At 56.9% G+C, this 26,735-nt stretch carries 29 protein-coding genes and 3 pseudogenes; 23 read left to right on the forward strand and 9 right to left on the reverse strand.

The features are described from left to right. Positions 1 to 11 precede the first annotated feature (11 nt). Both ACG33_RS11390 and ACG33_RS11395 read right to left on the reverse strand, forming a co-directional pair. Complete coding sequence (locus ACG33_RS11390; protein ID WP_066923305.1) at positions 12 to 617, reverse strand: UbiX family flavin prenyltransferase; 606 nt, start codon at positions 615 to 617, stop codon at positions 12 to 14. Between the two features lie 11 nt (positions 618 to 628). After that, positions 629 to 2,395 carry a class I adenylate-forming enzyme family protein gene (locus tag ACG33_RS11395; RefSeq protein ID WP_066921294.1) on the reverse strand — a complete coding sequence of 589 codons (1,767 nt, stop codon included), beginning with the start codon at positions 2,393 to 2,395 and terminating at the stop codon, positions 629 to 631. Positions 2,396 to 3,378: 983 nt separating this feature from the next. On the opposite strand from ACG33_RS11395, the gene ACG33_RS11400 reads away from it, so the two are divergent. From ACG33_RS11400 to ACG33_RS11430, 8 genes are all read left to right on the forward strand, one after another. Next, positions 3,379 to 4,332 (forward strand): DUF1295 domain-containing protein, encoded by a 954-nt coding sequence (locus ACG33_RS11400; protein ID WP_083536815.1) that lies wholly within the window; start codon positions 3,379 to 3,381, stop codon positions 4,330 to 4,332. Further along, complete coding sequence (locus ACG33_RS11405; protein ID WP_168160076.1) at positions 4,280 to 5,224, forward strand: SDR family NAD(P)-dependent oxidoreductase; 945 nt, start codon at positions 4,280 to 4,282, stop codon at positions 5,222 to 5,224. The genes ACG33_RS11400 and ACG33_RS11405 overlap by 53 nt, the downstream gene beginning before the upstream one ends. 253 nt (positions 5,225 to 5,477) lie before the next feature. Then, positions 5,478 to 7,649 carry a TonB-dependent receptor gene (locus ACG33_RS11410; RefSeq protein WP_066921300.1) on the forward strand — a complete coding sequence of 724 codons (2,172 nt, stop codon included), beginning with the start codon at positions 5,478 to 5,480 and terminating at the stop codon, positions 7,647 to 7,649. Positions 7,650 to 7,713: 64 nt separating this feature from the next. Next, positions 7,714 to 9,450 carry a class I adenylate-forming enzyme family protein gene (locus tag ACG33_RS11415; protein ID WP_066921302.1) on the forward strand — a complete coding sequence of 579 codons (1,737 nt, stop codon included), beginning with the start codon at positions 7,714 to 7,716 and terminating at the stop codon, positions 9,448 to 9,450. Further along, positions 9,401 to 9,775 carry a hypothetical protein gene (locus tag ACG33_RS16195; RefSeq protein ID WP_157071769.1) on the forward strand — a complete coding sequence of 125 codons (375 nt, stop codon included), beginning with the start codon at positions 9,401 to 9,403 and terminating at the stop codon, positions 9,773 to 9,775. Before ACG33_RS11415 ends, ACG33_RS16195 begins: the two co-directional genes overlap by 50 nt. A 78-nt stretch (positions 9,776 to 9,853) precedes the next feature. Continuing rightward, positions 9,854 to 11,188: a spinster family MFS transporter gene (locus ACG33_RS11420; RefSeq protein WP_066921304.1), complete on the forward strand. Its 1,335-nt coding sequence runs from the start codon at positions 9,854 to 9,856 to the stop codon at positions 11,186 to 11,188. Positions 11,189 to 11,421: 233 nt separating this feature from the next. Continuing rightward, positions 11,422 to 12,180: an SDR family NAD(P)-dependent oxidoreductase gene (locus ACG33_RS11425; protein ID WP_210399034.1), complete on the forward strand. Its 759-nt coding sequence runs from the start codon at positions 11,422 to 11,424 to the stop codon at positions 12,178 to 12,180. Between the two features lie 243 nt (positions 12,181 to 12,423). After that, the gene (locus tag ACG33_RS11430; RefSeq protein WP_066923308.1) at positions 12,424 to 13,104 is read left to right on the forward strand and encodes a DNA-3-methyladenine glycosylase I; all 681 of its coding nucleotides are present in this window, start codon (positions 12,424 to 12,426) and stop codon (positions 13,102 to 13,104) included. A 154-nt stretch (positions 13,105 to 13,258) separates the two neighbouring features. On the opposite strand, the gene ACG33_RS11435 is transcribed toward ACG33_RS11430, so the two are convergent. After that, complete coding sequence (locus tag ACG33_RS11435; RefSeq protein WP_066921308.1) at positions 13,259 to 13,744, reverse strand: nuclear transport factor 2 family protein; 486 nt, start codon at positions 13,742 to 13,744, stop codon at positions 13,259 to 13,261. Positions 13,745 to 14,221: 477 nt separating this feature from the next. Here ACG33_RS11435 and ACG33_RS11440 point away from each other — a divergent pair, with 477 nt between their 5' ends. The 6 genes and pseudogenes from ACG33_RS11440 to ACG33_RS11465 all read left to right on the forward strand — a co-directional run bounded on the left by ACG33_RS11440 (position 14,222) and on the right by ACG33_RS11465 (position 17,468). Beyond that, positions 14,222 to 14,458: an antitoxin MazE family protein gene (locus ACG33_RS11440; protein WP_066923311.1), complete on the forward strand. Its 237-nt coding sequence runs from the start codon at positions 14,222 to 14,224 to the stop codon at positions 14,456 to 14,458. Continuing rightward, positions 14,455 to 14,814 carry a type II toxin-antitoxin system PemK/MazF family toxin gene (locus ACG33_RS11445; protein WP_066921310.1) on the forward strand — a complete coding sequence of 120 codons (360 nt, stop codon included), beginning with the start codon at positions 14,455 to 14,457 and terminating at the stop codon, positions 14,812 to 14,814. The genes ACG33_RS11440 and ACG33_RS11445 overlap by 4 nt, the downstream gene beginning before the upstream one ends. Positions 14,815 to 14,887: 73 nt before the next feature. Continuing rightward, positions 14,888 to 15,184, forward strand: a complete 297-nt coding sequence (locus tag ACG33_RS11450) for a GNAT family N-acetyltransferase (RefSeq protein ID WP_210399036.1) — start codon at positions 14,888 to 14,890, stop codon at positions 15,182 to 15,184. Next, positions 15,181 to 15,576 (forward strand): annotated as a pseudogene (locus ACG33_RS11455) (recombinase family protein); the annotation flags it as partial. The gene ACG33_RS11450 and the pseudogene ACG33_RS11455, both read left to right, overlap by 4 nt. Before the next feature lie 372 nt (positions 15,577 to 15,948). Next, the gene (locus tag ACG33_RS11460) at positions 15,949 to 16,554 is read left to right on the forward strand and encodes a type IV toxin-antitoxin system AbiEi family antitoxin domain-containing protein (protein ID WP_066921314.1); all 606 of its coding nucleotides are present in this window, start codon (positions 15,949 to 15,951) and stop codon (positions 16,552 to 16,554) included. Beyond that, positions 16,551 to 17,468 (forward strand): nucleotidyl transferase AbiEii/AbiGii toxin family protein, encoded by a 918-nt coding sequence (locus ACG33_RS11465; protein WP_066921316.1) that lies wholly within the window; start codon positions 16,551 to 16,553, stop codon positions 17,466 to 17,468. The genes ACG33_RS11460 and ACG33_RS11465 overlap by 4 nt, the downstream gene beginning before the upstream one ends. Before the next feature lie 64 nt (positions 17,469 to 17,532). On the opposite strand, the gene ACG33_RS16200 is transcribed toward ACG33_RS11465, so the two are convergent. The 4 genes from ACG33_RS16200 to ACG33_RS11485 form a co-directional block, all read right to left on the reverse strand. Next, entirely contained in the window at positions 17,533 to 17,682 is a 150-nt protein-coding gene (locus ACG33_RS16200; RefSeq protein ID WP_210399038.1) for an RES domain-containing protein, read from the reverse strand. 294 nt (positions 17,683 to 17,976) lie between these two features. Next, complete coding sequence (locus ACG33_RS11475) at positions 17,977 to 18,228, reverse strand: type II toxin-antitoxin system ParD family antitoxin (protein WP_066921321.1); 252 nt, start codon at positions 18,226 to 18,228, stop codon at positions 17,977 to 17,979. Positions 18,229 to 18,460: 232 nt separating this feature from the next. Beyond that, entirely contained in the window at positions 18,461 to 18,850 is a 390-nt protein-coding gene (locus ACG33_RS11480) for a type II toxin-antitoxin system VapC family toxin (protein WP_066921323.1), read from the reverse strand. Beyond that, the gene (locus ACG33_RS11485; RefSeq protein WP_066921325.1) at positions 18,837 to 19,124 is read right to left on the reverse strand and encodes an AbrB/MazE/SpoVT family DNA-binding domain-containing protein; all 288 of its coding nucleotides are present in this window, start codon (positions 19,122 to 19,124) and stop codon (positions 18,837 to 18,839) included. The genes ACG33_RS11480 and ACG33_RS11485 overlap by 14 nt, the downstream gene beginning before the upstream one ends. A gap of 301 nt (positions 19,125 to 19,425) precedes the next feature. Here ACG33_RS11485 and ACG33_RS11490 point away from each other — a divergent pair, with 301 nt between their 5' ends. From ACG33_RS11490 to ACG33_RS16205, 9 genes and pseudogenes are all read left to right on the forward strand, one after another. Beyond that, positions 19,426 to 19,842, forward strand: coding sequence for a putative toxin-antitoxin system toxin component, PIN family (locus ACG33_RS11490; protein ID WP_210399039.1), 417 nt, complete (start codon positions 19,426 to 19,428; stop codon positions 19,840 to 19,842). Next, a complete protein-coding gene (locus ACG33_RS11495; protein ID WP_066921329.1) occupies positions 19,839 to 20,087 on the forward strand; it encodes a hypothetical protein in 249 nt (82 codons plus the stop codon). Before ACG33_RS11490 ends, ACG33_RS11495 begins: the two co-directional genes overlap by 4 nt. A 405-nt stretch (positions 20,088 to 20,492) precedes the next feature. After that, positions 20,493 to 20,789, forward strand: coding sequence for a toxin-antitoxin system TumE family protein (locus tag ACG33_RS11500; protein ID WP_066921331.1), 297 nt, complete (start codon positions 20,493 to 20,495; stop codon positions 20,787 to 20,789). Next, positions 20,776 to 21,144 carry an HVO_A0114 family putative DNA-binding protein gene (locus tag ACG33_RS11505; protein WP_157071770.1) on the forward strand — a complete coding sequence of 123 codons (369 nt, stop codon included), beginning with the start codon at positions 20,776 to 20,778 and terminating at the stop codon, positions 21,142 to 21,144. The genes ACG33_RS11500 and ACG33_RS11505 overlap by 14 nt, the downstream gene beginning before the upstream one ends. 243 nt (positions 21,145 to 21,387) lie before the next feature. Further along, a complete protein-coding gene (locus ACG33_RS11510) occupies positions 21,388 to 21,699 on the forward strand; it encodes a BrnT family toxin (RefSeq protein WP_066921335.1) in 312 nt (103 codons plus the stop codon). After that, entirely contained in the window at positions 21,671 to 21,940 is a 270-nt protein-coding gene (locus tag ACG33_RS11515; protein WP_066921337.1) for a BrnA antitoxin family protein, read from the forward strand. The genes ACG33_RS11510 and ACG33_RS11515 overlap by 29 nt, the downstream gene beginning before the upstream one ends. Positions 21,941 to 22,150: 210 nt before the next feature. Continuing rightward, a pseudogene (locus ACG33_RS17165) lies at positions 22,151 to 22,267 on the forward strand (transposase); the annotation flags it as partial. 144 nt (positions 22,268 to 22,411) lie between these two features. Next, positions 22,412 to 24,118: an IS1634 family transposase gene (locus ACG33_RS11520; RefSeq protein ID WP_066918020.1), complete on the forward strand. Its 1,707-nt coding sequence runs from the start codon at positions 22,412 to 22,414 to the stop codon at positions 24,116 to 24,118. Between the two features lie 75 nt (positions 24,119 to 24,193). Further along, positions 24,194 to 24,367: pseudogene (locus ACG33_RS16205) on the forward strand (transposase); the annotation flags it as partial. An 80-nt stretch (positions 24,368 to 24,447) separates the two neighbouring features. Here the strand turns inward: ACG33_RS16205 and ACG33_RS11530 are convergent. Further along, entirely contained in the window at positions 24,448 to 26,154 is a 1,707-nt protein-coding gene (locus ACG33_RS11530; RefSeq protein ID WP_066921341.1) for an IS1634 family transposase, read from the reverse strand. Between the two features lie 370 nt (positions 26,155 to 26,524). Next, positions 26,525 to 26,701 carry a PIN domain-containing protein gene (locus tag ACG33_RS16210; protein WP_210399041.1) on the reverse strand — a complete coding sequence of 59 codons (177 nt, stop codon included), beginning with the start codon at positions 26,699 to 26,701 and terminating at the stop codon, positions 26,525 to 26,527. Positions 26,702 to 26,735: the final 34 nt, after the last annotated feature.

Raw genomic sequence — 26,735 nt, forward strand, 5'->3', positions numbered from 1 at the left:
TCAATCGAGCCTCATCGATCGCGGCTGCCGGAGCCAAACGATTGTGGCGATTGTATACCTTCCCAGCGCTTCAGAGCAGGCACATCAATGTCAAAGAGATCGAGAATCCGACCGACACTGTGATTGACCAGGTCATCCAATGTCGCCGGACGATTGTAGAAAGCAGGAATCGGCGGGGCGACGATCACACCCAAAGCAGCTACTTTGAGCAAGAGTTCACAATGCCCGGCGTGTAGAGGTGTTTCGCGCACCATCAACACCAATCGGCGTCGCTCCTTGACCACCACATCTGCAGCTCGTGTCAATAGATTATCCGAATGCGAGCAGGCGATGGCAGACAATGTCTTGATTGAACATGGCGCGACCAGCATGCCGACAGTACGGTAGGAACCACTCGAGATACTGGCAGCGAGATCCTTGACGTCGTAAACCTTGCTGGCGAGCGCTTCCACCTCTGATACCGACCAGTCCGTCTCCAGACGAATATTCAGCTTGGCAGCGGCACTCATCACCAAGTGCACCTCGATATTTCCAGCGTCACGAAGCATCTGAAGCGCCCGAATTCCGTAGATTACACCGCTCGCGCCGGATATCCCGACGATTAGTCGGCGGCGCATGCCTACCTCATTCATGGCGCCGGTCCTTTCATCTTCGTCATGTATGCATTTCGACCGTTGACGTCAGCCACACATTCGGCTTCTGCCACTTGATGGCGCAGCAATTTTTTGAGTACCTTGCCATGCGGACTACGCGGCAGGCTGGTGACCAGCTTGATCTTTTCGGGCAGCTTGAATATTGCTATTTGCTTTTCGTCGCGCAGGTATGAATTGATCTCCGTGAGTTCGACGGAACAATTTTCTCTGGGGACGATAAACACGCACACTTTCTCTCCGAGTCTCGCATCCGGGTAACCAACGATCGCACACTCCCGGATCTTGGGATGCGCTAGAAGAAGGTCTTCGATCTCGGCCGCAGATATATTCAAACCACCGCGAACCACGATGTCCTTCGCGCGCCCTACATAGCGGTAGAATTGTTGCTGGTCTCCCGTGATCTCGAACAGGTCTCCGCTACGGTAGTAGCCTTCATTATCGAAGGCGTTTACGTCCAGATCATCAGCATTGTAATACCCGTCGAATACCTGCGCTCCCCGATAACGCATCTCTCCCACTTGACCCGGCTTGGTGATTGGTGTTTCGGAGTCGAGATCCATCAGCCTGGTTTCGACCCAGGCAGGTGTTGCCTTCCGCCAATGAATGTGTGGCAGATTAGTCCGAGGAAAGTGATTGCTGCGCAAATGAGGTGCGGGAATATCCTCCGGAAAGCTGAGGAGACAGGCTCCTTCTGTAGAGCCGAAGATATTTACGATTTGCAACCCGAGTTGTGTCTCGAGCGCCGATACGATGCCGGCTTGAAGCGGTGCCGAACCCGAGCTCACGTACTTCAAATTCGAAAGATCCAGTGTTCTAACCAGTTCGATATTCTCGGATAATGACCGCAGAATCGCTGGTGCCAACGATGTAAACGTTATTCTTTCATCTGCAAGCTGCCGAATGAATAGTGCAAAATCAAAAGGATGGTGGCATACGATCGTTCCTGCATTCGCCAGCCATGGAACGATGTACGCGGTGAAGGATCCACAAGTGACGAGTTGCCGAGCAGCGAGCAACCGACAGCCATCAATAATCCCGAAATTCTTCCCGAAGATATCCGCATAGAGTGTCCAGCCGTTGTGGCTGCGAGCAACGCCCTTCGGGCGCCCCTCGGTGCCGGAAGTCCACAGAATATTCACTAGGTCATCCGGCGATACCGGATGGGCTGCCTCATACTGCACGAGCACCTGGCGATCGAGTTCAGACGTCAACATGCCGGACAAGTTGATGGTTCCAGCGACAGGCTGTTCCCCCAAGACCAGAACAATTTCTACCGTCGAACAGTGCGCAGCCAGATCCCGCATCATTCCGGCGTGATCGTGTTTCTTGATTCTGGCTGAACAGATCAGCGCTCGAGCCTGGGTGTTTTTTACGATATGCGTCAGTTCATTTTCACGATACATGGCCGACACTGGAGTCGTAATAATACCGACTTTCGCGCACGCCAGATATAGCGCAGGCAGCTCCCAGATATTGGCGAGCTGTAATACTGCAACGTCGCCCTTTTTTAGGCCTGCAGCGATCAATAGGCAGGAGAAGCGATCAACCATCTCCGCCAGTTGACCCCAGGTGAGGCGCTGCGGATATCCACCTGTAAGCTCTGCGCGATTGGGCGGATCAACCAGGGCTTCTCGATCCGGCACTGCCCGGGAATTTACTTCGAGCCAGTCACCGAGCCGTATACCCTTCCAGATTCCTCTGGCGCTGTAGTCGCGAATCCTCTCAGCATTAGCAATGATCATGAACCTTCCTACGCTCTCCTGTGACTAGCCCACACGCTAGCCGGTATCCTAGCACTGCACTGCACTACCCTGACCGGCTTGTCCAGCCGCCCCGCCAGGGATGCAGGCAAACCGTCATCTATGGTCACCCGTAAAATCCCATGTCGGCGCCATTCTCATTGGACCTTACCTTTCCACTTCGCAATCGTATTCTCGCGTCGCTCCGGTAATGGCAGTGCGGTATACAGAATACCGCACTCGCTCCGATAGGGCGTTCATTTAAATTCAGGACTGAACGTTGAGCATGATATTGAAGTTGCGCACCAGAGAAATTCTATTTTCCGTCCGCCTGCCTTCCCGTCAGTTGCATGGACGCATCAAGCTGTTTCGTAAACTCTGGAAACAGCAACGTTCCCGGAGTCCATGAATCAGCTCCCGGCGTGCACAAAAGCCTTATCGAACGCCATCCAAGATCACTGCGCAGACTGCTCACGCCCACGGCAGTGCACAATTTATATTCAAAGAGATGGACACAGTCGCAATAAAGCAAGACGAGACGGAACAGTCGTAAATCGATCTGTGTCCTCCGCAAAGCAATATCTCGACGATCCTTTACGTCGCGCTATCCATGACGTTGAGCGGCATGGACGGAGGCGTCGATACCGCTCGATTTCTACTTCTACCCGAATCCCTTGTACCGAAAAGTCCTTACTTATAGATAACTACATTTGCAAAAGTAACTATCTAATATTATGATGCCGGTGTAAAGGTATAATCTTTATATGACCGGTGATCATAATTATATTTGGTGGCTTTCATAATAAAAGTATGTACCTGATGACACACTTGGGAACACATCCGGTCAGCCGGTACAATTCGGTCTTGGAGGCGATCGATAGAAGGATCTGGGCCACTCGAAGATCGCGCAGAGGGACAACAGGTAACTGTGGCGTGAAGTACGGAATCGTTGCGATTGGATACCCGTTGACGAACCCTCTCTATCGATGAGTAATCACATGTGGATGGGCTACGGGTTCATTGCGGCAGTCACTCTGGCGTTTGCATGGCTGACAGCTATGCCTCGAAACATTTCTGCGAAGCGCTGGCACTATGCTCATGCAGCGATACCTCTGGCGGCAGTGCTCGCGTTTGCAGTTACGCCGCTCGCAGCAAGGGCCACGGCGCAAATGTTTCTGTCCTGCGGCATCCTAATACTCGCTCTGGTTACGCTTTCCTGGATGGTCGGACAGACGTTGCGCAACCACAGCATCATGGATATCGCCTATCCAATCATAATCGCTTCGGTAGCTGGCTACGCCCTCGCTCACTCTGCATCGGGCCTCAGCGCACATGCAGTTACGCTATTCGCTCTGGTGGCGCTTTGGGCAGCCCGTCTGATTGCGCATACAGCGAGCACGAACTTCCAGGTCGAGCAGGAGCCCTACGCCAGTTTGCGCCGGCGGTTTGGCGCACACTGGCCGATATGGAGCTTCTTCTCGGTTTATGTTCTGCAGGGCACCATCTTATGGATGTGGTGCCTATCCATCGTTTTAGGCATGTCCGCCACACAGGGATCTTTTTCGGTCCTGGACGGCTACGCCGTACTTGTTTGGCTGACCGGATTCAGCTTCCAGGCGGTGGGTGACTGGCAACTCAGGCGCTTCAAGCTTGACCCTGCTAATGCAGGTAAGTTGATGCAGCAAGGATTATGGGCCCTGACACGCCACCCAAACTATTTTGGCGAGGCACTAATGGCGTGGGCATACTTCTTGTTCGCTCTGCAACATTCTTGGGGCTGGGCGGGCTTGATCAGCCCGCTGTACGTCACTTGGTTCATGGGTTTCGGATCTGCCGCACCGGGTAACGAACGGCATATGCGCAAGACACGTCCCGAATATGAAGCATATGCGGCACGCGTTCCGAAGTTCTGGCCACGCTTACCGTTCTTGCGTCGCTAAACACATGCGTACGCTGAAAAATCAGGTTGCAATCATTACCGGCGCAGGCAAAGGCCTAGGCCGTGCCTATGCCCTCGACATGGCATTGCGAGGAGCCGCCGTCGTCGTGAACAATAGACGACATCCTGGCGAGACGGACGAAGAAACGTCCGCATGGTCAACCGTCGAGTGCATACGCGCCGCGGGCGGCCAAGCCATCGCGAGCTATCATAGCGTAGAGGATCCAGAAGCTGGCAACGCCATAGTACAGCTTGCACTGAAGACGTTTGGCCGCCTCGATATCATCGTCACCAACGCTGCCGTACCGCAAGCCTCGGCATTTCATCAAACCAGCCCCGAGGATTTTCGCTACATCTTCGAGGTGGGGTTCTTCGGTACTCTTCACCTGCTACACGCGGCTTGGCCGATACTGCGGCAACGCAGGTACGGGCGCATCATTACGACCACCTCGAGCGCCGGCCGCTATGGACAGCATGGACTTTCTGCATATGGGGCCGCCAAGGCTGCTGTCGAGAATCTCACACGTACCCTTGCAGCCGAGGGCGCACGCCATTCGATCAAGGTGAACGCCATCTCGCCATATGCCTATTCGCAGATGACGGCGTCGCACATGCGCGACGATATTGCAGCGCTTTTCACTGCCGAGCATGTAGCACCGATGGTTGCATGGCTTGCAAGCGAAGCGTGTACCCTCAATGGCGCGATCATCTCAGCAGGAGCGGGTCGTTACAGGCGCGCCTACTGCGTTGAAACTACCAGCATCGCCGCTACGCCGGCGGAGCTACCGGAAGCCGTCAGGCGCCTGGCCAGCGCTCCCGCTACAGCCTTTTCTACATCGAATGCTGCTTTCGACGCCTTGCTTGTCGATGCTGGATTAGCGCCCCGCCGTTGACACTAGAACTGGTTAATGCAGGCTCCATACTTCATTATCAATATCAAAAAAACTACATCATTTAGCGATATTCTTTCTGCGTCATAGTAGTAATTTGGCGATTTTAAGCGGTATATTTTATGGTATCTACATTTTTTAATACAAGAAAAGTTGCATCATGACTACCTTAAGGTGTAGGTTACTTTTCTTACAATATCTGTAAGAACTGTCCGATCTGCAGCAACTCAAGCCAATTATTAGGGGATTATCAATCATGCTTCGGTACAGCATCACGAGCCTGGTAGGCGCCTCGGTCACTTTAACGTTGTGCACTGCGAGCGCGCTGGCACAGAACGCCAGCGCGCAGCAGGAACTCATCGGGGAAATCATCGTCACTGCGCAGAAGCGCGAGCAGAGCCTGCAGGATGTAACCGTAGCGGTCTCGGTTCTCGATCAAGAGACACTGGCGCGCTCGCGCATTCAAACCGTAGAAAACTTTCAGGGGCTGACGCCAAACTTCACCTATAGTGAGCACAACTCGGCTGATCCGCAGATTCGCATTCGTGGCATCGGCTCCGATTTCGACGGTCCATCCCTGGAACGCTCGGTCGCCTTGTTCGTCGATGATGTCTATATTGGCCGCGCTGCTGGCGGTACGACGGATTTGTTTGATCTGCAACGCGTCGAGGTCCTGCGAGGTCCGCAAGGAACTCTATATGGAAAGAACACGGTCGGTGGCGCCATCAACTTAGTGAGCGCCCGCCCGAGTCCAACGCCGAATGGGCAGGTTTCGATGAGCGTTGGCAATAAAGGCATCCTAGAGGCCCGGGCTATAGCGAACGGTGCGCTCAGCGATACTATAGCCGGCCGCATGTCGATCAGCAGACGTGAGCACGACGGTTTCGCGCGTAACCTGAATACCGGTAATGACATCGAAGATCTCGACAGTACTGCAGTACGCGGCTCTCTGCTCATCAACGCCAGTGACGATGTCGATGTCTTGCTCTCGGCTGATGGCTACCGTCGCCGCGGTAACGGTGTCAATCGCCACGCCGTCAATATCGGCGATCCCGCCTTTGGAGCTGCGACTGGCCCCGGTCCGCGCTCCAACTATGCCATGGACGATGGCAGGCAGGATAACGATACCTGGGGTGTCTCCGGACGTATCGACTGGCGCCGGCCATGGGGTGAGATCACGTCGATCTCTGCCTATCGGACCAGCGATTCGAGCATCAGTCTCGATCTGGCCGGCGTGCAGTTCAGCCGTGATCCGGCGGCAATTTCAGCACCGTTCACCGTGGCCAACGACATCGAAGAGGACGCACATCAAATATCCCAGGAACTGCGTTTCATGGTTGACTCCATCGAACATGTCACCTTCGTTGGTGGCCTGTACTTCTATCGTGAAAAAGTCGACCGTACCGAAGCAACCATCGTGTTCGTGCGGACACCACCGGTCACGCAAACCAATACGCAAGAGTCCTCAGTGCGTGCAAACAGCTATGCCGTGTTTGCCGACGCAAGCTGGCGAATCAACGATGCTTGGGAACTCTCCGGAGGACTGCGCTGGAGCTACGACGACAAGAAGATTGACAGTAACATCACCGGTAATCGTTTTCCGGGGCTGCCATGGGTAATCGAGGCGGACAAAAACTGGGATGCATTCACACCAAGACTGACCCTCGCTTATCATACCGACCGCAATAACATGCTCTATGCAACCGTCTCGCGGGGCTTTAAGAGCGGCGGCTGGGACGGTCAGCCTTCCAGCGAGGCGACTGCCTCGCAGACGGTCGATCCGGAATACGTAACCAACTATGAGTTGGGGGCGAAGACCCTGTGGCTGGATGGACGCCTGCTGTTCAATGCGGCCGCCTTCTACATGGATTACACCGATCTGCAGCTGTTCGCACTTCGCTCTGTCGCTGGAACCCCGGTACCGGTTTCCACTTTCGTGAACGCTGGCGAAGCGAGCAATCTAGGTCTCGAAATCGAAAGCAAATTGATGCTAGGTACTAGCACTTCGGTGTCCATTAATTATGGCTACCTCGATACGGAAATCACCGATACGCTCTTACTCGGAACCGTGAACGTCGAAGGTAACCGGTTATCCCGGGCACCGGAACATACGGCTGGCGTGACCTTCGATCACAGTATGAGCGTCGGCACCAATCACAATTTAAGTCTGCGAGCAAGCTATAAGTACACCAGCGAATATTACTTCAACTTGGAGAACACCCCATCCGCACACGTGGACGCCTATGGGCTAGTCGATGCGCACTTGGCGTTCGCACCCAACGACGGACGCTGGGAGATCGGTCTATGGGGTAAGAATCTAAGTGACAAAATCTATCCCACACATATGATTATCGCCTCAAACACCGGTTTCATGCGTGTCGGCCCGCCGCGCACCTATGGAATGGACTTTACGTGGAATTTCGAGTGAGCGATCTTGGAGAATGTGCGGTAGCAGTTGATATTCGACGTACGACGTACACCGGATCGGACTGATGATCTTCGCCAGAGCGCAAGACATCGAACGCTACTCGGCAAACGGGTGGTGGGGTCGCGAAACACTCGACCAGATATTTCGCGAGAACGCATTGCACAACCCGGGGGGCGTGGCTGTGGTCGACGCCCCAAATCGTGCAACCTTCGCCCATGGCACGCAGCAGCGGCTGAGCTATGCGCAACTTGACGAGGCAGTAGCTGCCTTTGCAGCTCGTCTATTGACGCTGGGTTTGCGACGCGACGACGTGGTGGCATCGCAACTCCCGAATATCGTGGAGTCAATCGTCGTACTGCTGGCCTGTGCGCGTCTCGGACTGGTAGTCAGCCCGCTGCTGGTTCAATTCGATTTGCATGAGTTGCGTGATGTGTTGGAGCAGTTACGCCCCAAGTTGTTCATCACGGTTACTGGCTTCAAGCAAAGAAAGCTCGCGCAAACCGCCGCTATCGCCTGCGTCGAATACGGCTGCCTGCTTGCAGTACTCGATGACGGTAGTACTCCTAGCGACTGGATGAACTGCCGCCCGGGAGATAAAGAGAGTGTACGACGGCATGGCGATGACCTTGAGGTCGAAGCCAATGATATCTTTACAGTCTGCTGGACGTCCGGTACGGAAGGCAAGCCGAAAGGCGTCATGCGCAGTCACAACAATTGGATGTGGACCGGCCGTGCCATGCTCTATGGCTATGGAGAGGCACTTCGCAAAGGCGATGTTATTCTGAACGCATCGCCGCTGGTCAATATGGCCGCGATCGGCGGCAGCTTCATGTCGTGGCTGCTGTGTTCCGGGACACTGGTGTTGCATCATCCGCTCGACATGGCGCTTGCTCTACGGCAGATTCGCGACGAGCATGTACGGGTAACCTTCATGCCACCAGCGTTCTTCGTTTCGCTACTAAACGATCCTGAAATGCTCAGCTGCGCAGACCTGACCTGCCTGCGTGCCATGGGAACCGGCTCGACCAGTATCCCTGCCTGGGCTATCGAGCGCATGGAACGCGAATTTGGTGTCGAAGTCGTGAATTTCTTTGGTGCTAACGAAGGCACTAGCCTGTTCAGTTCCTCTCGGCAGATCATCGATCCAACACAACGCGCCTCATTTTTTCCGCGGTTCGGCTGGCCTGACTATCAGTGGCCGACCTTTCCGCTTGCCGAGCAGATCGAGAGCCGGTTGGTGGATCCGGAAACCGGCGTCGAAATCGAGAAACCTGGTCATCCGGGTGAACTGCGCATGCGTAGCCCAGGTATATTCCCTGGATATTTTCGCGATGAACAGCGGACTCGCGAGGCGTTCGACGATCAGGGATTTTTCAGGACTGGTGACCTATTTGAGATCGCCGGGGAAGGAGAACAGCGCCGTTATCTTCGTTTTGTCGGCCGTTCAAAGGATATCATCGTGCGCGGTGGACTGAAAATTGCACCGATGGAGTTGGATGAGATCCTATCACGGCATCCCTTGCTCAAGGAAGCGGCTGCCTTTGGTTATGCCGATGAACGCCTGGGTGAGAAAGTTGGAATCGCTGCAGTACCTGCCGATGGTCGTCAAGTCACTCTCCAGGATATCGTCACTTTTCTCAAAGAAGAGCGTCTCTCTGTATATAAGTTACCCGAGCGACTGTTACTGGTCGAGAAGCTGCCGCGCAACGCTTTGCAGAAGATATTGCGACAACAGCTGTCTTCATTGGCCGATGAGCGAGCGTGTCGCGCGAATCAAGACCGCCAGCAGCTTTCGAGTTGACAGCGGAACCGAAGATGCCGCGCTTACGCTTGTCGAACCTGGTGCGACCAACATACGCGGCGCTAATATTCCGCGTGCAGGAGCTGGATCGTGCGATCGCTACAGGCTGCTCCGACATCGTTGCGGTTTTGCACCTGCAAATCCTCGGCCTGCGGAAACACTCTACGACCGGCTTCGACGGATCACCGGCACGCTGGCGCCGTCGAGCAAGAACGACGGCACAGAGGCTGTTATCTGGTACATCAAATTGACCGTCAATCAGATCAAGCAATATCGCGACACCGAACTGACATTTTATTGGCAAGTCAATAGATGTCAGCCATAACGTCCGCCGATAGCGTAGATGCGATCGTCGTCGAGTCTGAATCATAAATCCAAGCGACTGCTTCGACGGGGAATCACGATGAATACGACTGAGGTCGATCTGACAGGCAGGCGGACAGAGACCGGTTCCGGGTATTTGTTGTTCCTCCTGATGTCGGCGTATTTGTTGTCGTTCTTCGATCGGCAAATTCTCATCCTTATGATCGAGCCGATCAGTCGCGATCTTCATTTGAGCGATACTCACTTCGGGCTGTTATACGGCTTCGCTTTCGCTCTCTTCTACACCTTTCTAGGTCTGGTATTTGGGCGCTTCATCGATATATTCAGTCGCACGAGGGTGCTCGCCACTGCGATCGTCTTATGGAGCGCGGCAACTGCTGCGTGCGGTCTAGCCAATACCTTTGGCGAGCTGTTTGTGGCACGCATGCTGGTCGGTATCGGAGAAGCAGGCCTCGCTCCGGCTGCCTACTCATTGATTGCTGACCTGTTCAAGCCGAAGCAGCGTGCTCGTGCATTCGCTGTGTACGGTAGCGGAATCTACCTTGGATCAGGCCTGGCATTTGTGCTGGGCGGTCGCTTAGTTGAATTTTTGGAAACCCTACCACCGCTAGACGTTGCTTTATTCGGCACGATGCAAGGATGGCAGCTCACATTCATGATTGCCGGCGCGCCCGGCGTGATTCTGGGACTGGTCATTGCCTTCACTCGCGAGCCGCAGCGCGGCCGTTTCGATCAATCGACGAAAATTGTGCAAAACCACGCTATCGGTACATATTTGAATGCACTTGTCTCGAACTACAAAGGGCGTTGGTGCGCATATGCAACACATCATTTTGGCTTTGCGCTTCATACCGGCTTCGGATATGCGATTCTTTCCTGGATGCCGGTTTTCTACATGCGTTGTCATAACTGGAGCATCGCCGATATCGGACTAGCGATGGGGCTGATGCTGTTGATCTGTGGACCTCTCGGTGCCTTCATTGGCGGCACCGTTACCGATGGATTCATTCGTCGCGGCGTGCGCGACGCGCATCTCAGATACTCGGCCATCGTCTGCGTCATTCAGGCGTGCGCCATCGCTGTGGCGATTTTGGCGAAGGATATAATGATATCGTTCGTCGGAACGTCTGCAGCGATACTAGCCTTGGGTTTTACCGTCGGCCCTGCGGGTGCAGCCCTGCAAACTATTACGCCGGCAGCATTACGCGGCCAGGCGGGCGCTTTCTATACGTTTATCGCCAATCTGTTAGGCTTGAGCCTGATTCCGCTCTTTGTTGCTTTGATTACGGAATACGTCTATCGCGATCCTCTGATGGTAGGACGCTCATTAATGAGCGTAGGTTTCGTAGCCATGTCTCTTGCGGGGATCGTGTTATGGTCGGGAAAACACTTTTTCAAGGTGGTAGAACGCTGACTAGTCTTGGCAAACGGCAAGAACGAATATGATGCGTATACAGTCCACCATCATCGATATGCCATCGACTGTATTGAGGCCGCTTTAAGTTTACTATTCACAAAAGTATGTATCTGGACGCCGGCAAATCTCGATCCCTTACCCATGGTGGCGACTTCTACGTACACTTTTCGTTACCGATACCGAGCATCGTCTGATCCACATCAGTTTTTTTCATGAACGCATTCCATCCCATGTTTGATCTCAGCGACAAGACAGCCTTGGTGGTCGGCGCTTCCAGTGGTATTGGATTGCATGCATCTCATACGTTCGTACAAGCCGGTGCCGCCGTAGCGCTAGGTGCCAGACGTATCGACCAGCTAAATGCTGCTGTGACAGCTTTGCGTTCGGCTGGACACCGAGCTTGCGCCGTCACACTGGATATAACGAAACCAGAGACAATAGCTACTGCCTGGCAAGCTAGCGAAGTACAACTCGGTCGGTCGATCGACATTCTCTTCAACAATGCTGGTGTAATCTACCTCGAACGCTTTGTGTCACAGCAGGCGACTGAAGTTGAGCGGATTTTCTCTACAAATCTTAAAGGTGCTTTCTTGATGGCTCAGGAAGCGGCGCGTCGCATGGCAGAACGAGGTACAGGATCGATTATAAATGTGGCATCCACCTCCGGTATGCGTGCAGGCGCTTACCTAGCCAGTTATGGCGCGTCAAAGGCTGGATTGATCCATTTGACGCGTATCATGGCCCTGGAGCTGGCGAGCAGAGGTGTACGCGTCAACGCGCTGGCGCCGGGGAACATCAGGACGGATATGCACAGCCAATTCGAGGCAAGCGGCCTTGACGAGAATCTGCTAAAGCGTATTCCAATGCGTAAATTCGGTGAATGTCGGGATCTGGACGGCGCCACTCTCCTGCTCGCCTCCGAGGCTGGCAGCTATATAACCGGAACTGTCATTCCAATTGACGGTGGGCAGCTGTTAAGCTGGATGTAGAAGTCAGATCGCACGCGCCTCGTACAGTTCGATATTATCCAGACGGTCACCATGGGGTCATGCTGTCGTGACAACCCTTTTCGGCCCCGGCGTGAATCTCGGTGATGTTGCCGGCACTCCTGGCAATAACCAGCGGCGCACGGCGGTGAAGAGTAAGGTCCTTCAGCTATACTTTCAAGTTGCTGCCTACGCTGCGATTGCGCGAACACGTCGCATATGGTGCAAAAAGATGGATCAAACATGATGCTTGACTACCAGTGGCTTTACGACGCGGTACGCAAGCGTTTTGAATCGGACGGGGCCATGGAGGCCTTTCTGCCCAAGGCGCTTACCCCCGAGGAATTAAGACAGAAAGGCGATGATCGCTATCTTTCCGCGATGACTCGACGGGTATTTCAAGCCGGCGTGCAACACTCGATGGTCGACGCCAAATGGCCCGCCTTCGAGGAAGTTTTCTGGGGTTTTGTACCTGAGACGATGGCGCTGCTCAGCCCAGAGCAAATCGAAGGCTACATGAAGGATGGCCGAATCATCCGCGATCGTGCCAAATTGCAGGCCATCCCAAGAAACGCTCAGTTTATTCTGGATATTCGCCAGGAGCAGAGCGGTAGTTTTGGCGAATTTATTGCCGACTGGCCGAGCACGAATATCATCGGCTTATGGCGCCTACTGGCCAAGCGCGGCGCCCGCCTGGGTGGACGTTCGGCTGCGGGATTCTTACGTCTGATCGAGAAGGATACTTTTCTATTGACCAGCGACGTGGTTGCACGCTTGATAGCCGCAGGTGTTATCGATCACGAACCTACCAGCCAACGCGATCTGCAAATCGTACAGAACGCTTTCAATGAATTGCAGCAGACTTCAGGGAGATTCTTGTGCCAGCTCTCGGCCATGCTGTCGTTGAGCATCAATCCCAAGTTTTAATAAAAGGCGTTTGCAATCACCGCCTCCGGCGATGCGGACATCAGACCGCACTGTACTCGCCGTGCCCCACCGGGGATAAGCAACACTTCGAATGAATCACGGGTGATGACCGATCTTGTGGAATATTACAGGTCTGATTACGACACCAGATGAATCATCCCAAGGACGGCGCAGAAATCGGTGCATCGGATAGAGGTGTCGTAGAAAGTTTTCGCGAGCGAAATTTCCAGACTCCCTGCTCCTTCACATATTCGTCTATGTAAGAACCGATATGGGTGACGCGAAGGTTTTCCACACCCTGCCTGAGCTCAAAGTACAGGGTTCCGCGAGCATTGTCGGACCCCAGCATCTCGATATAGTGTTGATGAATGAACGGCCAAGGATCTGCACGCGGCAGATCGATGCGCAGTGTCTCTCGAATCGCCTCACGACCCGATCTGAGTCCCGGTAATGTACCCATGTTCTCTGCTATATCGAAGCTCGCATCGCTCGAATAGAGCGCCATGAGGTCATCGATATTCCGGGTCCGGGCAAAGTGCGCATAGGAAACGGCCAGTTGACGAATCGCCTCACGATCGAGCAGAGCCTCGAGTTGCGCACGGACGGCGGCTAATTCCGCTTCGACCTGGTTCTGTCTCATGTCGGATGACTCCGTAGACGACATCGTGATCACCCCATTCAAGGACGCTGATGATGATTGGTGCGACTGAGGGACTACACTAACCGCGGTAAGTAGCTAATATTAAAAGAAATCCCCGCCTACGGAAATATCGCGTATCCCCAACCCTCTCCCGGTTAAGTTACCTATGATTTTACCTTGAAAGGGGTTCCGCGAGGCCGAAACGTCTGGGTCTGCGCAACTTCGGTGGTGGATCTGGCGGGGTCGGTATCACGCAAGACCGGGCGGGTAATCGGATGGAAATGGGTGGACAAGTGGATGGTGCTTTCAATGCACTTAATAAACAGTGCAATTCGCCAGTTTCCCGCCTCCCTCGCTATCCCACGCCACGCTTCGCCTGCCCGAATCCCCCACCATTTTTGGCCCCGGGATCGAAAGGTCTGGCGTTCGGAATCGCCTCATGATAGGTTACATGTAACTTATTGCATGGAGGTCGATATGGCAGCAACATCGAAGGCCAAGCCCGTCCGGGAAAAGGTGCGCGAGCATCGTGACCGGCTGCGCGCTCTCGGGCTGCGTCCGATCCAGATTTGGGTGCCGGACGTGCGCTCGCCGTCTTTCCAGGAGCAGGCTCGCCGCCAGTCGCAGGCAGTCGCGGCCAGCGCCCACGCGCACGACGATCAAGCCTTCATCGACGCCGTATCCGCCATCGACTTTGACGGTGGCGACGAGTGAGGCGCGGCGAGGTCTGGACCGTCTCTGGTGGCAACAATTACGCGGGCAAGCCGCGCCCTGTCGTCATCGTGCAGGACGACAGTTTCGACGCCACCGACTCCATCACGATTTGCGCCTGCACCACCGATCCGACTGACGCGCCGTTGTTCCGCCTCGTGGTGGAGCCGAACGAGCGTAACGGCTTGCGCTCGGCCTGCCGCCTGATGGTGGACAAGATCACCACCGTTCCCAAGACCAAGCTCGGCGCGCAGGTCGGGCGACTCGACGATGAGAACATGGTGCGGCTCAACCAGGCGATGACCGTGTTCCTCGGCATGGCGGTGACGCCGAGGGCCGGAAGAGGGAAGCAGTCATGACGCTCGCGGTTGCGCCCTGGCCGAGCGACAAAGGACGAGTACGCTTTGCGCGACCAGCTTGGCGCAGGGCGGTGTGCCAACCGCCGCGCGCAAGCACATTCCGCGTTATCCGCTCGTCAGCGCCACGCTGGTCGGGCGGCTGGCGGTCTCCGAAGCACGGCAAGGCGAGCGCCTGGGCGCGATGCTCCTCGCCGACGCCGTGCGGCGGGCCTATGCGAGCGCCGCGACGGTGGGATCGTCAATGCTGGTGGTCGACGCGATCAATGATCGCGCCGCCGCCTTTTATGAAGGAAACGGCTTCGTGCGGTTACAGGAGTCGCTCCGGCTGGTGTTGCCGATGCAAGCGATCCAGCGATTGGTGGAACCATGATTGACGCAGCACCTACAGCCCCTGACGGGACGCCCACGCCTGCGGTTGCGAAGGCGGCGCTCTATTTGCGTGTTTCGACTGGACGGCAGGCGGAGAGCAATCTGTCGATCCCCGATCAGCGCCGGCGGATTACGGCCTACTGTGTCGCCAAGGGCTGGGATGTCGCGGCCGAGCAGCGCGGCGCGAAGATCAAGAAGAAACTGGAAATCGATCCGCTCCACGCCGACACCGTGCGGCTGATCTACCGGCTCTTCCTCGAAGGCGACGGCGTGAAGGGGCCGATGGGGGTCAAGGCCATCACCTGCTATCTCAACGAACGCCGCCTGTTCACCCGTGACGGCGGGCGCTGGGGCCTCGCCCAAATCCACGCCATCCTGACCGGCACGACCTATACCTGCGCGCGTCACCAGCGGCCCTAGCAGGCGGCGGCTACCGTCGCGATCACCTGCGTGCGCTGGCCCAGCGCATAGAGATAGCCGACACGGAAGTCCGCATCATGAGATCGAAGTCTGAACTGCTGCACACCCCCGTCGCCGCCTCCGGTGGGAAATCGGCGGCAATCGGTGTTCAGAATTCTGTACTGAAATGGCGCGCCCGAGAGGAGAAACTTCGAACTCTTTGGTCAACATGCTTGTCCGCTGGAACGAGATTCTTGAAGCCGCATGAACTGTCGCCGCGCAGGGGTAGCAGGTCCAACCGAGAGGCGGGCCGGGCCGGGTAATAATCTCACCACTTGATTATCTGTGGTGCTATAATTACCCGCCATGAAAACTCGGGATCTAAACACAGCACTGAGGATCTTCCGCGAGAAAGGCGGCACGCTGCGCACCCGCGATTTGATCAAGCTCGGCGTGCATACGGACGCACTCTACGCTCTTCGCGATAGCGGCCGAGTCACTGAGCTTGGCCGCGGACTCTATCGCCTGACCGAAATTAGCGAGGCGGAGCATCCCGACCTCGTGGAGGTTGCAGCGCGCGCGCCGAACGCAGCCGTCTGCCTGATCAGCGCACTCTCGTATCACGGAATCACAACCCAGGTCCCATCCTCCGTCCACCTGGCCGTGCCGCGCGGCAGCTATCACCGAATAAAGCTGTCGATCCCCGTTACCGTGTACCGCTTCGATCCGAAAACCTTTGAGGACGGGCTCGAGACGCATCGCATCGGAGGCATGCCGCTGAAAGTCTACGGCGTCGCGCGCACCGTCGTGGATTGCTTCAAATTCAGGAACAAGATCGGGCTGGATGTTGCCCTCGAAGCCCTGCGTCTGGCCAGGCAACGCAAGCGCGTACAGAACCGTGATCTGCTCCGCTACGCGCGACTGCTGCGCGTCGAAAAACCTATGTCGCCGTACCTGCAAGCCATTGAATGAGCAGTAAGGACACGAAAAACGTCGTTGCCTCTGTGCTTGCGAGACTGCGCAATCATTCGAAGTCGCGCGGCCAACCGTTTCAACAGGTGCTTCAACAGTATGCCATCGAGCGGTTCCTGTATCGGCTCTCGAAGTCGAAGCACGCGCAAACCGTCGTTCTAAAAGGTGCGCTGCTATTGAAGACAATCGGTATATTCGGCGCACGCCCCACGATGGACATCGACATGCTGCGCGAGGGTAAGGCCGATCAAGCAAGTCTCGTGGCACTCATCAAGGACTGTGCGACGCTCGAAGTGCAGGCAGACGGCCTCACCTTCCTCGCCGAGCGTGTGACAGCCGAGGAGATCACGAAGAATTCAGAGTACCAGGGAACCCGAATCCTGATGGATGCACGCATGGACAAAGTACGTCTGCGAATTCAGGTCGACTTCGGCTTGGGCGATGTCATGAGGCCGGGACCACGGGTGCTCGAATACCCGGTTCTTCTTGAGAGCGACACGATCCGGCTGCGCGCCTATCCGATCGAGTCCGCAATCGCGGAGAAGCTCCAGGCGATGGTGGCGCTCGGGAGTGCCAACAGTCGCATGAAGGATTTCTATGAAGTCTGGATCTGCTCGAAGCATTTGGACTTCGACACGGACACGCTTCTCGACGCCATAGGCGCTACGTTCAAGAATCGGGAAACGCCCGTACCTGCCGAAGACCTCGAAGCGCTGACGGCAGATTTCGCCAACCAGCACCGCGTTCAGCGGAACGCCTTCGTGAGAAAGATGGGCGAGAACGAGCTCACGGATGCGTTCGGCGAAGTCGTCGCTGAGCTCAGGATCTTTGCGCTGCCGTTGCTCCATTCACTTGCCCGCAGTGAACGGCTCGCCCAGCAGTGGAAAGCCGGGCACGGATGGGTACGTCGGTGAAATCGGCGTGCCCGGAAGGACAAACTTCGAACTCCATTCTGGAGGCGCTCCAAGAGTGGAGCCATTACCTGAGCGCGCCTTCCGGGTCATACACACGCAACTGCGACGAAGGCCGGCCGGAACTGCGGTAGATCACCAAGTTGGTTCCGCCCGGATGCGCCTGCGAGGGAAACAGAATGCCATTCAGCCCCGCGGCCACCACATCGTCGGCCATATACCAGGTCGGTGGCTCGACCTGCCTTCTATCCTTCAGCACCGGAGGCGCGCCAAGGATGATGAATCTGGGCGCTGGCAGACTGTTGTCCGAATTTCTAGTTAACGCACTAGCTGAGCACGCGCAGCACAGCGCCAACGATTGACCTGAGGGTCCGCTATCGCTTGCTCGACAGGGCCCAGATATTTCCGGAAATGTTCAAATAGAGACCGAACAGCCTGCGCCAAACGCCGTGAAGACATTGCATACCGATGAGATCGCTTTCGGCGAGCGCGTGTTTGCGGATTCTTCGCATCAAGAGGCTGACTTCGCCCGGCGGCGCGCCTTGTTCTTGATGTCATCCATATCCAGTTCGCCGGCATCGCCGCTCTTCTCTCCATCGATCAGCGCTTGCCGCAACGCGCCGATCTTCTGTTCATGCTCTTCAAGCAGGCGCAGGCTGGCGCGGACGACTTCGCTGGCTGAGCCGTAACGCCCGCTTTCTATCTGCCGATTGATAAATCCCTCGAAATGATCGCCGAGGGAAATGCTGGTGTTTTTTGCCATACCATAACCTCCGATTGGTACCAATATATACCAATAATTGGTATCTCGGAAGGGTATCTAACCTCTTGCCAATCATGCCAACGGAAAACTCTGGGCAGCTTGCAAAATCGAACCGTTCGCTACTGGATGAGACGTTGGCGGATCGGGCTGGACCTTAATGGAATTGGCGCGCCCGAGAGGAGAAACTTCGAACTCTTTGCTCGGAATGCTCGTAGTTTGGAATGACTACCTTTTACGCCTCCCGCACCATCTCGACGTCTGCGGCCTTAGCCGCCTTGATGAACTTGCGGTCGAATGTGACCAGCGCCTCGCAGTGGCGGGCCTTCCCAAGATGTAGAGCGTCCGCGAAATCCATGCCGCGCTCAACGTGATCGAGTGCCGTCGCCACCAGCGCCTCATCCTCGATCGTTATGCCGGGAAGGCCGGCGAAAGCGCGCAACGCTCTGCACACATCCCCTGGCTGATACTCATAAACGCTGCGTAGCACCCATTCCGCTTCGAGCATGACGGTAATACCGACGTATATGTCGCCCGCGTCGATCAGTTTGCGTGCCCGCGTCGATTGTTTCGGATGGTCACCGGTCAGGTAGCGAATGACCAGATTGGTATCAATCGCGAGCATGGCGGCGTTTCGCTTCGGCGACGATCCCCGCCTCCATATCCTCAATCGTTTTCGGTGGGCCGCTATGAGGCAGAGACGCAAATACGTCTTCCGGACGTGTCTTGGAAAAGACCGAGGCCGGTTTGAGCAGTACGCCCTCCGGCGTATCCTCGACGAGAAGCCGCGTTCCCGTATCCCAGCGACGCTGCCGCCGGATCGTCTTGGGAAGGATGACCTGGCCTTTCGTCGATACCACCGTAGTCAGTTTTTCGGCCTCTTTCGAAATCTGGGCCATAGCACCGTCTCCATACTCTGCAGGTAAGACGTTGGTAAGATATCTATTGGCACAGCCGGACGCAAGAGACAGCGAAATCAAGGCACTTCATTACGAGCCGTGTACCTTTCGAGCGCGGAACGAACCCGACAAAACGAGGCGCATTGGCTCGCAGTGGACGTCGGTGGAAAATTGGCGCGCCTTCCGGGTCCTGGACACGCAACTACTTCAAGAATCAGTCGTTTTTTTCAACATCGGGCCGAGTCCTGAACCAGGTCGGGTTGCAGGACGCCGGATATGGTATATTGCCGGCGATATGAGTATGGTGCTGGACACGGACGTGATGGTCGCCGCCCTGCGCTCGCCGGGCGGGGCCTCGGCCGAGCTGCTGAGCCAGGTGCTGGTCGGCGATCGGACCGCAATGGCGAGCGTGCCACTGTTCGTGGAATATGAGTCGGTGATGAGCCGGTCCGAGCACCTGAAGGCGGCCGGCGCCGTGGTGGCGGATGTGCAGAACCTGCTCGACGTGCTGGCAGGCGTCATCGAGCCGGTGGAGATCCGCTACCTGTGGCGGCCCCAGCTGACCGATGCCGACGATGACATGGTGCTCGAATGCGCCGCCAACGGCAACGCGCGACATCTGGTGACGTTCAACGTGGCGGACTTCAAAGGTCCGGCCGAACGGTTTGGAGTGAGGCCCCTGACCCCTGGTCAGATGCTGAAGGAGACAAAGCCATGAAGACCCCGAGCAATTACGCACTGCGGCTGCCGGCGTCGCTGAAGAAGACGGCCGAGGTGGTGGCGCGCGAGGACGGCAGCACGCTCAACCAGTTCATCGTCAGCGCCGTGGCCGAGAAGATCTCCGCGTTGAAGACGGCCGAGTACTTCCAGGAGCGTGCGGCGCGCGGCAACAAGGCCAGGGCCTTGCGTTTCCTGCGCCGCAAGGGCGGCGAGGCTCCGCGCACGGGCGACGAGCGCCCCTGATCAGGGAGTCGATCCCTCGCAGGCCACATGGCGCCGCGGGTGATGGCTGCACCTGGGTCAATCGGAGGAAGCCGTGTCTGCCTTGCTGCCCTTCGGCGAGCGATTGTTCGCCGCGCTGACTTCGACGTTGCGGGGAGATTAGTCGGCATCAACTCCGCAAGCAGGTCGCCGACGGTCCTGCACGTGAAAACAGCCCAACCGGCCTTCAATGGACTTCCATGACCCTTCATGGAATGGCGCGCCCAAGAGGACAAACTTCGAACTCTTTACTCGAAGCGCTGATCGATTGGAACACTCGCCTGAGCAGCTTAAGCCGTTACGTGGGCCAGCATGCCGCGTAATCGCTCAAGCTCTCGAGCAAGCGGCCACCTTGATGCCGATAATAGCATATGCTATTACTAGCATATGTCGGACGCCATCCTGATTGAAGACCGCAAGTTGCTTCTGGACAGCGGCGCAATCGTGCAGATCAAGATTTGGCAGTTGCCGGAGGCAACGAAGGAAAGGCCACACGGTCTGAAATATTCCCTGTTCTACGGCCGATCCGGTGAGCGCGTTGTTGGGTACGACAACGAAGCCGGAAAAGGAGATCATAGACACTATCGCGAGCGCGAAGAACCGTATCAATTCACAACCTACCGGAATCTTCTTGCTGATTTTTGGCAGGACGTGAGGAAGGAGATTGAACATGAGAGAAGTTAAATTGCATGTCGAGACGCTGGATCGCTTTATTGGCGAAACGATGGCGATGGCCGAAAGGCTGGATCGCAGCAAGCGTGAGCGGCAGGCGGCCCACATCGCGTTCGAGAGTATGGAGACGTTCTTGAAGGTACTCACGCCCAATCGCTGGGCGTTGCTGCGCGCCTTGCGCGGCCATGGGTCCTCATCAATCCGCGCCCTCGCGCAAACCCTCGGCCGAGACTATCGCGGCGTCCACGCTGACGTAGCGGTGCTCGTCGATGCGGGTCTGATCGAGCGGGACGACAGCGGCGCGATTTCGGTGCCCTGGTCTCAGGTCACTGCAGAGATGGCGCTGGATGTGGCCGCTTCCGCGTAGGCTATGGCACTTGAGCGTAGCCGCGCCGTTCGCTGCGGGGAAGACCTTGGCGGATCGGGCTGGACCTTAATGGAAAATGGCGCGCCCGACTGGAGAAAGTTCGAACCCGCTGTTCGACGTTCTCGCTGAATGGAATGCCTATCTTGAGAGGCAACCGTCAAGCGTATCTCCCATAAGTCATTGATTTTCTGGTCTTCTCGTCCCGAATCTTGAGCATCATGTATATACTGATAATATACAACTATGCAGGAACTGGAAAACGCCACTGGCTTTGAATGGGACGCCGGCAACGCGGGCAAAAACCACAAGCACGACGTAACCGATGCGGAAGCCGAACAGGTATTTTTCTGTCCCGATCTGCTGGTGGTGACGGATGCACGACACAGTGATGTGGAACCCCGTTTTCACGCACTCGGAGAGACGCTTTCGGGCAGGAAGTTACACGTGACGTTTACGCTTCGGGCGGACGGCACACTGGTTCGCGTCATTTCGGCGCGCACTATGAATCGCAAAGAAAGAGCCATTTATGAAAAGCAAACTGAAGACCCCACCTAAATTCACCTCCGAAGCCGCGGAGCGAGCCTTCTGGGCCAGCCATGACAGCACGGAGTATGTGGACTGGTCCGCAGCCAAGCGCGTGCAGTTGGCCAAGCTCAAGCCATCGACGGAAACCATTTCGTTGCGACTGCCGAAGTATCTGCTGGATAGCATTCGGCAGATCGCCAATTCGCGCGATGTTCCGTATCAGTCGTTGATCAAGATCTGGTTGCAAGAGCGTGCGGTAGAGCGCCGCTAAATCCAGCGGAAAACATGGGACAGATCAAAAACTCATGCGCCTCCGTGATTTGTAAAGCCAAAGAGAACACAGCATGAGTGACGTCTTTAACCAACTGTTTGCCAGACTCAACGATAGACCGGACGACACCGAAGAGCTCTTTCGAGGTAAGCGGTAACCTCGCGGCGTCCTTCCATCCTCTTCGCGCCCGCGGACAATATCGCTCCGGGCTACACAGCCTCTGTAAGAGCCTATGAGGGCCTACCAGAACTCGCCTACCCCTTCCACGACCGCGACATCCTCGTCACCGCCTGCGGCCGTATTTGCTTGCATCGAAAGAAGATTAATCCGAAGTTCTTTCTGAATTCCCCCGTTGGGTAATTAGTTAGCCGTTGCGGATCAGTGGCTTGCGAGTCTTGTGTGGTCTTTCTGCGCAAAATATGTACCCATGTAAATAGTTGCAACGGGGCCAATTTAGCGTAGAATACGCGCATGCATATCGATGTTGTACCCAACCGTAAGTCCCGCCCCGCCTACCTGCTGCGCGAGACGTTCCGCGAGGGAAACACGGTCAGGAAGCGCACGATCGCGAACTTGTCCAGCCTCACCGATGAGCAGATCCATGCCTTGCGCGCGATTCTCAAGGGTGAGCCCCTGTACCCACTCCAGACGCTGTTCAACGTCGTGGGATCGCAGGCACACGGCCACGTCGAGGCGGTGCGCCTGGCCATGACCAAGCTGCGCCTGAGTTCACTGCTGGGCACGAAGCCCTCACGCGAACGCGATCTGGTGCTGGCCATGCTGGCCGCCCGGGTGCTCTGCCCGCGCACCAAGCTCGCCACCACCCGCTGGTGGCACACCACCACCCTCGCGCAGGACTTCGGCGTGGCGGATGCGAGCGAGACGGAACTCTACGCCGCCATGGACTGGCTGCTCGAGCGCCAGGGCGCGATCCAGAAAAAGCTGGCCCAGCGGCATCTGGGTCCCGACAGCGTAGTGCTCTACGACCTGTCGTCGAGCTATTTCGAGGGAACCACCTGCCCGCTGGCGAAACTCGGCTACAGCCGCGACGGTAAGCGGGGGATGCTGCAGGTCAACTACGGCTTGCTCACCGACCGCCGGGGCTGTCCGGTCGCTGTATCGGTCTACGAGGGCAACACCTCAGACCCGCAAACGCTGATGCCGGAAATCGCGCGGCTGAAGCAGGAGTTTGGGGTCGAGCAGCTGGTGATGGTGGGTGATCGCGGCATGATCTCCCAGAAAGCCATCCATACGTTGACGAATGAACAAGGCGTACGCTGGATCACCGCGCTCAAGAGCACCTCCATCCGCACGCTGGTGAACCAGGGACATGTGCAGTTGGATCTGTTCGACGAGCGCAATCTGTTCGAGCTTGAGCACCCCGATTATCCCGGTGAACGCCTGGTTGCCTGCCGTAACCCGGCGCTCGCGCAACTGCGCGCACACAAGCGCGAAGAGCTGTTGTGCGCCACCGAAAAGCAGCTCGAGAAGATCCGCGCGTCCGTGGCCAAGGGGCGCTTGCGAGGCCAAGATAACATCGGTGTGCGGGTTGGCCGCATAGTCAATCAATACAAGATGGCCAAGCACTTCGCACTCGATATCCGCGAGGATCTCTTCGGCTTCGAGCGCAAGACCGACGGTATCGAAACCGAAGCCCGCCTCGATGGGCTCTATGTCATCCGCACCAGCGTCCCGGCCCAGATCATGGACGCGGCCGAATGCGTGCGCCAATACAAATCGTTGGCTCAAGTAGAGCGCGCGTTCCGAACGCTGAAGAGCGTGGATCTGCGCATCCGGCCGATCCATCATCGGCTCGCCGAGCGAGTACGCGCACATATCCTGCTGTGCGTACTGGCCTACTACATCGAATGGCACATGCGCGAAGCCTGGCGCGAGCTGCTGTTTGCGGACGAAGACCAGGCCGCCAAAGCCACGCGCGATCCGGTGGCGCCGGCGAAGCGCTCTGAGGCCGCGAAACGCAAAGCCCTGACGGGTCGGCTTCCCGACGCAACGCCCGCCCACAGCTTCTCAACGCTCCTGGCGGAGTTGTCCACGATCGTGCGAAATACCTGCCGCGCCGCGCTGCCCGGCGAGTCGACATCCACGTTCGCCGCGGTGACCACCGCGAACTCGAAACAACAGCGCGCACTGGAGTTGTTGCAGAAGATCACCGTGTAGCCAGGCGCGAGCACCCCAGGCTCAGGTTAAGTATCTGAGCCTGCGAATAAATTTACTCTTTCTTCACAAGAACTTCAGATTAATGTCTCCACCGTGCTCGCCGGTCAGAGACTGGGCATCAAGGAGGTCGACGAGGACATTTGGCTGGTGAGCTTCATGCACTATGATCTGGGATATATCGACCTGGAACAGAGAACCCTACAGACCATCGACAACCCGTTCGGCACGAGGTTGTCACCCATGTCTTAGTCGTAAGTTCCTACTACGCGGAGCGAAAGATTCCCTTGTAGATCAGTGAGCTGATCATCTTTGCGGTGTCGGCTCAGTGTCTACACAGTGATGGTTTGCAGTAGCTGGAGCGCTCGGTGTTGACTTGCGCTGGGCGTTGTGACCATCTGAAAGGGAACCGGATTCGTGCGTGCGCCACGGGCGATGCAGGTGTTGCGCACGATCGTGGACAGATCCTGCAGCAGGGTGTGGAAGCTGTGCAAGGGCGTTCCGTCCTCGCTCGTGCGCTGCGCGATCTTTTGCAAGGCCCGCTCGGAACGGCGGGCGGGTGCGACCGGATCGCGCGTGAGCTTGGCCTGGAGGTCCTCATCGGCGAACAGCAGTTCGCGCCAAGCCTGCTGCATGTGCCACTCCACGTAGTAGGCCAGCATGCACAGGAAGATGTGCGCGCGCACGCGTGACTCGAGCCGATGGTGGATCGGCCGTACTTTCAGATCGACCGTTTTGAGCGAGCGAAAGGCACGCTCGACCTGGGCCAACGCCTTGTAGCTGCGCACCGTGTCCGCCGCGGACATCTGCTTCTTGGGCAGGCTGGTGCGGATCACGTAGATGCCATCCAGGGAAGCTTCCGCTGCGATCCGTTCCTGTAGCAGCTGGCAGTGTAAGTGCCGCTCGCCGATGTCCAGCGCGAAATGCTTGCCGACCTTGTACTTGTTGAGCACCCGGCCCACGCACACACCGATGGCGGCCTGGCCTTTCAGCGCACCGCGTTCGACGCGACAGCGCACCTTGTCCAACTCCTTCATCGTCGCCTCCAGCAGCGCTTGGCGCTTATACGCACGCAGCTTGGCCAGTTGCGGATTACGACAGGCGACCAGCCGCTCGCCGGGATAGTCAGGATGCACCAGCTCGAACAGATTGCGATCATCGAACAGGCCCAGCTGCAACGCCTCCCCTTGCACCAGGGTGCGGATTTGGCTGCTCTTGAGCGCCGTGATCCAGGCTAGACCGTCCAGTTCGCGCAGTTCAGTAATCGCCTTATGCGAGATCATGCCGCGATCGCCCACCAGCACGAGCTGCTGCAATCCGAAGCCTTCGCGCAACTTCTGCACCTGGGGCATGAGTGTCTTGGCATCGGCGGTGTTGCCTTCGTACACCGAGATCGCCACCGGGCAACCCGCCCGGGTCGTGAGCAATCCGTAGTTGACCTGCAGCTTGTTCTTCTTGCCGTCGCGACTGTGACCGATCTTCGCCAGCGGACAATGCGAGCCTTCGAAGTAGCTGGAGCTCAAGTCATACAGTGCCAGGGCGCCTTGCTGCAGGTGCCGTGCAGCCAGCTTGCGCTCGATACGATCCTGTCGCTCCAGCAGCCAGTCCATCGCCGCATACAGATCATCCTCGTCGGCCTCAGCTACCGCGTACTCTTCCGCCAAGGTCGTGTTGTGCCACCAGCGTGTCGTGGCCAGCTTCGTGTGCGGCGCCAGTACGCGTGCGGCCACCATCGCACACACTCGATCGCGCTCGGGGCTGGGACGTGAGGCGATCAGCGCCTCGAACCCAAGCCGCTGCATGGCTACACGCACGGCCTGCGCATGCCCATGAGGGCGCGATTGCAGCGTCTCAAACAGCTCCTGAGCGGGCCTGACTGCGACCCCGGCCAGCACGGCGCGAATCGCCTCGATCTGCTCATCCGATAGCGCCGAGAGGTTCGCCAGCGTGCGTTTGCGCACGCTCCTGCCCTCACGATATGACTCACGCAGCAGGTAGGTGGGGCGCGAGGTGCGGTTGGGCACGGCATCTATGTGCATGGCTACATCATGCCGCACCGCCGACCAACATGCAAGCCTGGTCCTATCCTTTTACATGGCTACACCATGCACCCAACCACACCCCTCTGATCGTCACAAAATCGCGGTAATCTCAGGCGTTGAGGACCTTCACGTGTCGTGAAGTTGCCGGGAACTTGCGCTTAGTACAGTCTGTTACCCATGTCTCCGGGCTGTACAAATGGAAAATGGCGCGCTCGAGAGGAGAAACTTCGAACTCCTTGGCAGAGCAGCTCTTTGAAATATTGGCTTCATGGACGAAATATCTGAAGAACCGCATCCCTTCCAGTGGAGCGGACCGTGCGGCAGCCTTGCCATGAGGATGCTGCGTAACGCGGGTCGAGAAGCCTGCCTATGCCGCGATCTCGGCGAATGTGACCATCGCCTCGTAGTGGCCGGCCTTCCCAAGATGTAGAGCGTCCGCGAAATTCATGCCGCGCTCAACGTGCTCGAGTGCCGCCGCCACCAGCGCCTCATCTTCGATCGTTATGCCGGGAAGGCCGGCGAAAGCGCGCAACGCTCTGCACACATCCCCTGGCGGATACTCATAAACGCTGACCTAC

Source organism: Steroidobacter denitrificans (assembly GCF_001579945.1).
GTDB lineage: Bacteria > Pseudomonadota > Gammaproteobacteria > Steroidobacterales > Steroidobacteraceae > Steroidobacter > Steroidobacter denitrificans.

Coding starts and splice junctions, on each gene's coding strand:
- ACG33_RS11395 (WP_066921294.1), bottom strand. CDS start 2,395: ATGATCATTGCTAATGCTGAGAGGATTCGCGACTACAGCGCCAGAGGA.
- ACG33_RS11520 (WP_066918020.1), top strand. CDS start 22,412: ATGCATATCGATGTTGTACCCAACCGTAAGTCCCGCCCCGCCTACCTG.
- ACG33_RS11510 (WP_066921335.1), top strand. CDS start 21,388: ATGCAGGAACTGGAAAACGCCACTGGCTTTGAATGGGACGCCGGCAAC.
- ACG33_RS11410 (WP_066921300.1), top strand. CDS start 5,478: ATGCTTCGGTACAGCATCACGAGCCTGGTAGGCGCCTCGGTCACTTTA.
- ACG33_RS11440 (WP_066923311.1), top strand. CDS start 14,222: ATGGCAGCAACATCGAAGGCCAAGCCCGTCCGGGAAAAGGTGCGCGAG.
- ACG33_RS11475 (WP_066921321.1), bottom strand. CDS start 18,228: ATGGCAAAAAACACCAGCATTTCCCTCGGCGATCATTTCGAGGGATTT.
- ACG33_RS11435 (WP_066921308.1), bottom strand. CDS start 13,744: ATGAGACAGAACCAGGTCGAAGCGGAATTAGCCGCCGTCCGTGCGCAA.
- ACG33_RS11505 (WP_157071770.1), top strand. CDS start 20,776: ATGAGAGAAGTTAAATTGCATGTCGAGACGCTGGATCGCTTTATTGGC.
- ACG33_RS11530 (WP_066921341.1), bottom strand. CDS start 26,154: ATGCACATAGATGCCGTGCCCAACCGCACCTCGCGCCCCACCTACCTG.
- ACG33_RS11415 (WP_066921302.1), top strand. CDS start 7,714: ATGATCTTCGCCAGAGCGCAAGACATCGAACGCTACTCGGCAAACGGG.
- ACG33_RS11495 (WP_066921329.1), top strand. CDS start 19,839: ATGAAGACCCCGAGCAATTACGCACTGCGGCTGCCGGCGTCGCTGAAG.
- ACG33_RS11515 (WP_066921337.1), top strand. CDS start 21,671: ATGAAAAGCAAACTGAAGACCCCACCTAAATTCACCTCCGAAGCCGCG.
- ACG33_RS16195 (WP_157071769.1), top strand. CDS start 9,401: ATGAGCGAGCGTGTCGCGCGAATCAAGACCGCCAGCAGCTTTCGAGTT.
- ACG33_RS11390 (WP_066923305.1), bottom strand. CDS start 617: ATGCGCCGCCGACTAATCGTCGGGATATCCGGCGCGAGCGGTGTAATC.
- ACG33_RS11400 (WP_083536815.1), top strand. CDS start 3,379: ATGAGTAATCACATGTGGATGGGCTACGGGTTCATTGCGGCAGTCACT.
- ACG33_RS11485 (WP_066921325.1), bottom strand. CDS start 19,124: ATGGCCCAGATTTCGAAAGAGGCCGAAAAACTGACTACGGTGGTATCG.
- ACG33_RS11500 (WP_066921331.1), top strand. CDS start 20,493: ATGTCGGACGCCATCCTGATTGAAGACCGCAAGTTGCTTCTGGACAGC.
- ACG33_RS11480 (WP_066921323.1), bottom strand. CDS start 18,850: ATGCTCGCGATTGATACCAATCTGGTCATTCGCTACCTGACCGGTGAC.
- ACG33_RS16200 (WP_210399038.1), bottom strand. CDS start 17,682: ATGGCCGACGATGTGGTGGCCGCGGGGCTGAATGGCATTCTGTTTCCC.
- ACG33_RS11430 (WP_066923308.1), top strand. CDS start 12,424: ATGCTTGACTACCAGTGGCTTTACGACGCGGTACGCAAGCGTTTTGAA.
- ACG33_RS11425 (WP_210399034.1), top strand. CDS start 11,422: ATGTTTGATCTCAGCGACAAGACAGCCTTGGTGGTCGGCGCTTCCAGT.
- ACG33_RS11420 (WP_066921304.1), top strand. CDS start 9,854: ATGAATACGACTGAGGTCGATCTGACAGGCAGGCGGACAGAGACCGGT.
- ACG33_RS11465 (WP_066921316.1), top strand. CDS start 16,551: ATGAGCAGTAAGGACACGAAAAACGTCGTTGCCTCTGTGCTTGCGAGA.
- ACG33_RS11405 (WP_168160076.1), top strand. CDS start 4,280: ATGCGGCACGCGTTCCGAAGTTCTGGCCACGCTTACCGTTCTTGCGTC.
- ACG33_RS11490 (WP_210399039.1), top strand. CDS start 19,426: ATGGTGCTGGACACGGACGTGATGGTCGCCGCCCTGCGCTCGCCGGGC.
- ACG33_RS11460 (WP_066921314.1), top strand. CDS start 15,949: ATGAAAACTCGGGATCTAAACACAGCACTGAGGATCTTCCGCGAGAAA.